The following is a 1551-nucleotide window of genomic DNA, read 5'->3' as shown; positions in this document are numbered from 1 at the left end:
TCATAATTAGCCCAAGCTGACATCCCGTTAGAAGAAAACTGACTATATGTTGTTTTTCCTGGTCGTGACATATTGTAAATTCCATTAAGCCATTCCTGGCTTACTCTTCCATCCGGGTCATACATCATCACCAGATTATTCATTACATTTTCTTCAAGAACTGGTACTCCTGAACCATTATTCTGATAGCTCAACCGTACATTTCCTAGCTGATCGGTATAGTTGTAAATATACTTATTATTTCAAAATTGCAGACAGATGTAGTCACCTATAGTAAAATAGACTGCTTCAAAAATGAAACAGTCTATTGTTTTCCTTTGGATATGAACGATGGAAGTTATCTATACTTACTCCAATCTATCTGACTCATTAGATAAAATGCGTAAATAAGATTTACTATTATCATTGTTATCACTCCTATAACTATCCAACTGCCTATTTTATTCTTTTTCTTAGCAAGCTTATCATACTCGACAACTATTTTTTTCCATTGGTCTCGGTGGTGAAAAACAAAATAATTAAATAAAGCGACTATAACAACTACAACGAAAATATCAATATTACTTTCATCTAAATTCGCATAAGGATTAATAAAAATATTATAGTAAATAAATAATGAAATTAGAAGAAAATATATTAAACAATCTAAGACTAAACTTGCTTTCCAATCACTCCAAAATTTTCCACCATTTGACTCGGATATACTTTCTATAAATCTATATATTTTATAAAATAAATAATAATATTTTTTTTTTAACAATTTCATTTCAATAATCTCTATATAAATTAAAACCAGTTACTATATTTTGGTTTTGCTCCATCAAACTATTATTCATTTCCATCGCAGCTTCCCAACCTCCAGGATAAAATGCGTCAACCCCAAAGTAAATAGTACTGACAGTTGCACCCACTGTACCTCCTACAACTCCCACAACTCCCATGGAAGTATTTAATCCTGCCTTTGCAGGACTAACTTTATTAGAAGAATCTGGGTTTCTATAATAATTGTATACTCCTTTAGTGTCCATCAATACTGCTGCACCCAAACTTGCTTTACCTAAGACACCTCCAATTTTACTTACTGCCATGGTTTTAGTACTTTGGTTGCCATAAAAAATACGACCATTAGGTTTAGGAAAATACAATTTCAGAGATTTACCCTGTGTTGTAACTCTTGTTCCTCCTGATAGGTTTTCTATACCAACAGTAGCTAATGCAAACCATCAATTTGCACGCCCCCCAAAGGCATACCAATCCGGAGTATTATCAGGTATATACGGATTGAAGTTATGATATGATTGCCTAATCTCTGGCACATTATTATAAACCCTAACTAAGTTATAATTTCCAAAATCTCCACCAAAATTTAACTTTCCACCTTGAAAAAAAGCTGTAAAATCACTATCTCCTCCTGACCAGTATGTATAATATCCACTACCACCTCTATCAATCCAACTATAAAGTCGGGAAGCTTCACCAAATGGTAAACTTTCATAATTAGCCCAAGCTGACATCCCGTTAGAAGAAAACTGACTATATGTTGTTTTTCCT

The 1551-nt window shown here is 33.0% G+C and carries 4 protein-coding genes; all 4 read right to left on the bottom strand.

The window, feature by feature from the left end:
- Positions 1-194 (bottom strand): hypothetical protein (locus AOB46_RS22650; protein ID WP_131724461.1); only part of this gene is annotated, 194 nt, incomplete at its 3' end.
- Between the two features lie 143 nt (positions 195-337).
- Complete coding sequence (locus tag AOB46_RS22645; RefSeq protein ID WP_062703666.1) at positions 338-766, bottom strand: hypothetical protein; 429 nt, start codon at positions 764-766, stop codon at positions 338-340.
- A gap of 1 nt (position 767) precedes the next feature.
- The gene (locus AOB46_RS22640; RefSeq protein ID WP_131724460.1) at positions 768-1145 is read right to left on the bottom strand and encodes a hypothetical protein; all 378 of its coding nucleotides are present in this window, start codon (positions 1143-1145) and stop codon (positions 768-770) included.
- 78 nt (positions 1146-1223) lie between these two features.
- Positions 1224-1551 (bottom strand): hypothetical protein (locus AOB46_RS23535; protein WP_157845100.1); only part of this gene is annotated, 328 nt, incomplete at its 5' end.

Source organism: Chryseobacterium indologenes, from assembly GCF_001295265.1.
In the GTDB taxonomy this organism is placed as follows: Bacteria; Bacteroidota; Bacteroidia; order Flavobacteriales; family Weeksellaceae; genus Chryseobacterium; species Chryseobacterium indologenes_A.
Note: the sequence above shows the minus strand (reverse complement) of the source record. Positions and strands in the feature narration are given on the sequence as shown.